The 6351-nt window shown below is 33.0% G+C and carries 7 protein-coding genes, 1 pseudogene and 1 CRISPR repeat array; of the genes and pseudogenes, 6 read left to right on the forward strand and 2 right to left on the reverse strand.

All coding sequences use genetic code 11. The features are described 5' to 3' along the window. Positions 1 to 204: pseudogene (locus CAAU_RS05105) on the reverse strand (transposase); the annotation flags it as partial. A 182-nt stretch (positions 205 to 386) separates the two neighbouring features. Here CAAU_RS05105 and CAAU_RS05110 point away from each other — a divergent pair. From CAAU_RS05110 to CAAU_RS05130, 5 genes are all read left to right on the forward strand, one after another. After that, complete coding sequence (locus CAAU_RS05110; RefSeq protein WP_008908356.1) at positions 387 to 1049, forward strand: N-acetylmuramoyl-L-alanine amidase; 663 nt, start codon at positions 387 to 389, stop codon at positions 1047 to 1049. A 13-nt stretch (positions 1050 to 1062) separates the two neighbouring features. Continuing rightward, positions 1063 to 1410, forward strand: coding sequence for a hypothetical protein (locus tag CAAU_RS05115; RefSeq protein WP_008908357.1), 348 nt, complete (start codon positions 1063 to 1065; stop codon positions 1408 to 1410). 463 nt (positions 1411 to 1873) lie between these two features. After that, positions 1874 to 2083, forward strand: a complete 210-nt coding sequence (locus CAAU_RS05120) for a helix-turn-helix domain-containing protein (RefSeq protein ID WP_008908358.1) — start codon at positions 1874 to 1876, stop codon at positions 2081 to 2083. 131 nt (positions 2084 to 2214) lie between these two features. After that, positions 2215 to 2427, forward strand: coding sequence for a DUF3800 domain-containing protein (locus tag CAAU_RS05125; protein ID WP_040306015.1), 213 nt, complete (start codon positions 2215 to 2217; stop codon positions 2425 to 2427). A 105-nt stretch (positions 2428 to 2532) separates the two neighbouring features. Then, a complete protein-coding gene (locus tag CAAU_RS05130; RefSeq protein ID WP_008908360.1) occupies positions 2533 to 3729 on the forward strand; it encodes an RNA-guided endonuclease InsQ/TnpB family protein in 1197 nt (398 codons plus the stop codon). Positions 3730 to 4282: 553 nt separating this feature from the next. Here the strand turns inward: CAAU_RS05130 and CAAU_RS05135 are convergent. After that, positions 4283 to 4528, reverse strand: a complete 246-nt coding sequence (locus CAAU_RS05135) for a hypothetical protein (RefSeq protein ID WP_008908361.1) — start codon at positions 4526 to 4528, stop codon at positions 4283 to 4285. A 386-nt stretch (positions 4529 to 4914) separates the two neighbouring features. On the opposite strand from CAAU_RS05135, the gene CAAU_RS14235 reads away from it, so the two are divergent. Beyond that, positions 4915 to 5046, forward strand: coding sequence for a TipAS antibiotic-recognition domain-containing protein (locus CAAU_RS14235; RefSeq protein ID WP_083852815.1), 132 nt, complete (start codon positions 4915 to 4917; stop codon positions 5044 to 5046). Between the two features lie 372 nt (positions 5047 to 5418). Further along, positions 5419 to 6316: a CRISPR direct-repeat array (repeat unit 37 nt; unit sequence GTAGAAATGACCTTGACCTGATTGAAGGGATTATCAC). Positions 6317 to 6351: the final 35 nt, after the last annotated feature.

A 6351-nucleotide genomic window follows, 5' to 3' on the forward strand; every position in this document is an offset into this window, starting at 1 on the left:
AATTTGAGCAAATTTCTCACATTTCATAACGATGAAGGCTCTAAAGAGAGCATGGCGAGAATAACCGGTAGGACCGTATTTAGAGGGGAGCCTATCAGGTAAAGGAGATAAATCAAGATTTTCAAATAGTTTTGTATAGAAATTAATAAGTTTTTGAGAAGTAAAGAGTTCAATAATGTTAAAAATTTCTTGACGTTGATACATAGAGATTTCCTCCTTTTTGTTGCTAAGTTTATGTTGATATATAAATATAATTCGGCAAAAATGGAGGAAATCCTATGAAATATATTTGAGTGATAAAAAAAATTTAGTCCTAACGGGCTAGTAGTTTCAAGGTCTTTAAATTATGCTCAAGGCTACTCAAATTCTAAAATGAAGGTGATAGTATGAACATTGAAAAGAAACTAATCAAATACAATTTCAGCTCCAGAAATGGCAAGAAAATAGAGTATATAGTCATACACGACACAAACAACAAAGGCAAAGGAGCTGATGCAGAAGCTCATTTTAGATATTTCAATGGTGGAAACAGAAATGCTTCGGCACACTATTTTGTTGATGACAAAAAGATATTGCAGCTTATAGACGACAAATACGCTGCTTGGCATGTAGGAGATGGACGAGGACGATTTGGTATTACTAATCAAAACAGTATAGGTATAGAAATATGTGTCAACGCTGATGGAGACTACAACAAAGCACTTGCAAACGCTATTGAGCTGACAAGGTATTTGATGAAGAAATACAACATTCCGCTTGAGAGAGTAGTGCGACACTATGACGCTTCAAGGAAACTATGTCCTGCAAGCATGTCAGCGAACAACTGGGCAAAGTGGCAGTGGTTCAAGGAGCAGTTGGAAAAAAAGCAAACTAAAAAAGGACAAGTATTAGCAAACGTATTAAACATTAGAGTAGGAGCTGGAACTCAATTTAAAGTAGTCGGGCAATACAAAAAAGGCGACATAATTGAGATACTCGAAGAAAAAAGCGACTGGTATAGAACAAACAAAGGCTGGGTTTGCAAGGATTATGTGAAAATAATCAATTAAGGAGGGTAAAATCATGAATGAAATTTTAAATTTTGCATGGGAATTTAGATTTATTATTGTTATTGCAATTGCAATTTTGCTTTATGCTCTACTTGAGTGGCAAAAGTTCAAGGCTACTGCTTATGCACTTATGTTGCAGGCAAAAAGATTGGCCAAGGATGCAGTTTTAAATAGTGGCCAGCAGCAAGAAGAATGGGTTGTGAAGAAAGCTTATCAATTCTTGCCTAAGAGCTGGACAATATTTATATCAGAAGCAACTATGAGGAAGATTGTTCATTGGTTATATGAGAAGGCTAAGGATTATTTAGATGATGGGAAGATAAACGATTCTTATAAAGATAACAATGTGACCCCAGCATAATTGCTGGGGAATTTTATATTTTTTGAGAAAAATAGTAAAAATTTTTTAATAAACTACTTGACGATAGTAAATATATGTGATATAATAGAATTAGAAAGGAGGTGAAAAAAGGTGGCTGTAGTTCAGACAATAAAAGAAATAGCCCTAACAGTCGTAGCAATTCTTACATCAATCAAACTAATAATTGAAATTAAAAATTTAAAGCGTCCCCCAAAAGAGAGACGCAAGAGATGAACCCAGGGGAGCATCGCTCCCCTATACCCTAATAATATTATATCACAGCCACCCAAAAATATGAATATAAAAAGATTAACTTCTACAGACAAAATTGCTATATTACTTGTATTGCTTTGGATATCTGACATGAATTTTAGTAACTTAAGTATAATTCAATGGATAGGACTTGGACTAAGTGCTGTATTGTTTCTATTGTTAGGAATTAAAATAATAATGAGGTGACTTTATGCAGCTTATATTTAATTCCAGGGAAGAGCTTGAAAGATTTATACAGAATGAAATAGTTGACACATCCGAGGCACTTGAAATTTTAGGGTGTTCCAGGCAGAATCTAAATGATTTAATTAAAAGAGGCAAAATAAAGCCTATAAAAGAGATGAAAAGAGACAGGTTATTTTTCAAAAGTGATATATTGGCAAGGAAAGAAGGTAGATAATTATATCCTGGTGCTGGCGAAAGCTGGTGCCAGGAACTCTTTATATATAATTGAATTTTAAATTTCTGGTGGTTATAATTATAAATGATATCTAATTTTATTAATGAATTGCTTTAAAGGGGGGAAGATACATGGGCACTCTTTATAATATATATTGTGATGAAAGCTGTCATTTGCCTAATGATAATAGTAATGTTATGGTACTCGGGGCAATTACTTGTCCAGCTAATATGAAAAAGAAAGTTTATGAAGATTTAAGAACTATTAAAAAAAAGCATGAAGTTAATCCTGTAGTAGAAGTAAAATGGACAAAACTAGGAAAGGCAAAAATAGATTTATCATAATTTTAACAAGAAGACTCCCACCTCTATAGGTGGGAGATGAATTGTAAAATATGATAAAAAAATATATAATTGTTTTAAACAATACAAACGAAAGGAGGTGTTATAGTGCAGGTTACAAGAGTTATGGTTATACAATTAGCACTTTCTAATGAACAAAAAATAATACTAAACCACTTAACTTATTCTGCTTCTAAACTTTGGAATGTTGCTAACCACAATATAATAAATAGCTCTCTCAAACCTAAAGAGTTGAAGACTAAACTTAAAGATACTTTTTGGTATAAAAACCTTCATTCACAATCAGCACAAGCAGTTCTTGAAAAACTACAAATTGCTTGGAGAAACTGTTACAAAAAACACACTAAAAGACCACGTTTCCAACCTAAAGATGGACACTTCCCTGTAAGATGGAAGAAGCAAGGATTTAAAATAGAAGGGGACAGAGTCAAATTATCTTTGTCTAAACAAACAAAGGATTATCTTAAAACTGCACATTCTATTGAGTCCAATTACCTATGGATAAGTTTGCCGAAAAACTTATCGCTCAAGGATGTGCAGGAGATTGAAATTAAGCCACATAGATTGTATGGGCATACAACTTATGTTATGCATGTCGTATATAAAAAGTCTATATCAGATAGAAAGCTTAACCTTACTGGAACTATGGCAATAGATTTAGGAATAACAAATCTTGCAACAATAGTTACTACAAACAAAACTGCAACTATATATGATGGCAAAGCTCTTGTGTCAAGGCTTAGGTTATTTTCTAAGAAAAAGGGACAATTACAAAGCGTTATTACTAAAAGTAAACATACAACATCTAAAAAAATGCACTACCTTATCATAAAAGAAAGAAACTACCTTAAAGATTATATGCACAAAGTATCAACATTCATTGTAAGAAAAGCTTTACAAGAAAATATAGGAACTATAGTTATAGGCAAATTAAGCCATAGTATAGTTAACATAGATATAGGTAGCCAAAATAATGAAAAACTACACAAAATCCCATTTGGTAAACTATGCAGTATGATAGAGTATAAAGCAAAAGAGAAAGGTATAGACGTAACATTTGTAGATGAACATTATACTTCACAAACTTGCTCTAAGTGTGGCATTATCAATAAGTCTAACAGAAAATACAGAGGGCTATATACCTGTAAGTGTGGTAACACTTTAAACGCAGATGTAAACGGGGCATTAAACATACTTAAAAGAGTAGTCCCAAGTCCAGTAATGGATAGGGATAGAGGGTATTTGAACAACCCTGTTAGAGTAAAAGTAAATGGCTCTAACTAAAAAGAATCTCCCACTTCTATAAGTGGGAGAGGGTTCAAAGTAAGTACTATAAGAAATATATTGAAGTATCTGTTTTAGCAAGAATACTGAGGATTTTGCATAAAAATCATGAATTAGTTGACACCTACAAAGTCAACCAAACAAGGTAAAAATGTCAAATTCGTCAACCAAAAGCCCCATCGGGCTTTTTCTTTTTGCAGGAATTTCCACTTATATAGCGTTCATGAAAGCCTAAAATTTTCCCACACTTTTCCCACACTAGTTTTAGATAAAGGTAGTTTTTTTATAAAAAGCCTTAGTGAAAAAAGCTAGATTTTTCAATACTTTTAGGCAGTTATAGAAATTTATAAATAGCATTTAATCAAATCAGTTGGTCGGGGGTTCGAGTCCCTCCGGGCGCACCAAAACCCTGCAAGCTTTATGCTTGTAGGGTTTTTTACTAGTGCCAGGCACTTAAGTTTAAGATTTTGACTCTATATCAATAGTAAGGGTGGGCAATTATCTTAATGCCCACCCTTGTTAAGTTATTTAAGTAAATAACAAAATTTATTTCTTATTTTGCTATCTTTAGCTTAGTTATTTCATTCCAGTTTTTAGATGTTACATATTCGATAGCGTTAATATCATCTCTAATGTTATCAAGTTTTTCTTTAACTTCGGTTTTAAACTCTGTAAGGTCGGCCACTTGGTCAAATACTGCACTTAATTTTTTCTCCATGTTTTCAAGTTTATTGTTAATAGGTCCAAGCTTTTTATCAAGCAGTTCTTCAATTGCAGCCAAAAGATTTTGATTATCCATATAAAAACACCTCCGGAAGTGATATAAATATTATAACACAAAGGGTAAAGGACATAAATAATCATTTGGACTTTTTATTTTTATTATCTACTTCAAACAGATGATTAATTTTCATAGCTGCAGCCTTTTTAACTTCCGGTAAAACATGAGAATATATAATTCCTCTATTATTGCGAGTGATAAAGTAATAATCCTAATATCGGAGCTTTTTAGGTTTTTGAAATATTGGAATAGTATTTTTTATTTATGATGTTATGTATATTTCTTATAGTTTTAGGTGATAAACCTTCTTTTAGTTTTTCATTCATTAATGCAAATAACGTCTAAGGTGGAGAAATAAGCTTCATATGACAGCTTGTTAGCTTTTAAATGATTATTGATTTGAAATATTTAGAGGCTTAGGAGAGCTTTATATTACAGATGAAGGCTTTACACAAAACATAGATAATGTAAAACCTGGCCTTGCAGGATTTATGAGTAAGGCAATTAAGGTGTATTGTGATAGGGTGAAGAAGTAATTAGCCTTTTATTAGGAGAAAAGATTTGTTTTATGTGAAATATATTTAAAAAAAATAGTCCTGAACTAATTTTTTAGTTTGGGGCTATTTATTTTTAATAAGAAAAATAATTAATAAAATAGAAGGATTTTGAATATTTTGGTAGAATTAATAATATAGAAAAACAAATCAAAAAACCCCTAAAATGTTTTTATACATAGGGGGTTTTTTGAAAACCTCTACATCGCAGAAAAATCAAAGCTTGAGAGGCGATTTTTTTAATATACAACCGATGAATAAAACTTATTTTAGCAGCTAAAAAAAGCGATTTTAAATAGGTTTTCAAAAACCATATTCTCAGGCAAGATTTTTCAATGCCTCCCGAGGGGTGCCGTAGAAATGACCTTGACCTGATTGAAGGGATTATCACTGCATGCCGTAATTTCCTGTCAATGGTGCCATTTTTTCACCGTAGAAATGACCTTGACCTGATTGAAGGGATTATCACTCTTTTACCCAGATGCCGAAGACTTCGCGTGGTTTTAAAAGTAGAAATGACCTTGACCTGATTGAAGGGATTATCACAATCATGCCAACTGTGAATGGCTTTCCTTCACCAGAAATCGTAGAAATGACCTTGACCTGATTGAAGGGATTATCACTGCTGGATTGAATCCTTTTTGTAGTAGCTTTTTATATGCTTGTAGAAATGACCTTGACCTGATTGAAGGGATTATCACAGGTTCGAAAATGTGCCAGAAAATATAAAAACTTCGTCTTTGTAGAAATGACCTTGACCTGATTGAAGGGATTATCACCGGTAGGCTAAATAAAACCTACCGACAAAAAATTAGTTTATTGTAGAAATGACCTTGACCTGATTGAAGGGATTATCACCGATATTTTGAGGTGTGTTGTACCCCTCTTCTACAATTATATCTTGTAGAAATGACCTTGACCTGATTGAAGGGATTATCACCTAAAAATCAGGAGGGATTTATGCCCTCCTGATTATTATTACAGTAGAAATGACCTTGACCTGATTGAAGGGATTATCACTCAAGTTATAATTTTCCAGTCGGCGTGATAGATCTATATGGGTAGAAATGACCTTGACCTGATTGAAGGGATTATCACTGCTGTAACTATTTTACTAAAATCAATGCAATTTCTAACGTAGAAATGACCTTGACCTGATTGAAGGGATTATCACTTTTATATCTTCTGCAACTTCTGGGGCGCTGCTTACCCCTAGTAGAAATGACCTTGACCTGATTGAAGGGATTATCACCTTGCGGTTGATCTCTTTGATCAACCACTCAGCCT

It is taken from the genome of Caloramator australicus RC3 (assembly GCF_000297115.1).
In the GTDB taxonomy this organism is placed as follows: domain Bacteria; phylum Bacillota; class Clostridia; order Clostridiales; family Caloramatoraceae; genus Caloramator; species Caloramator australicus.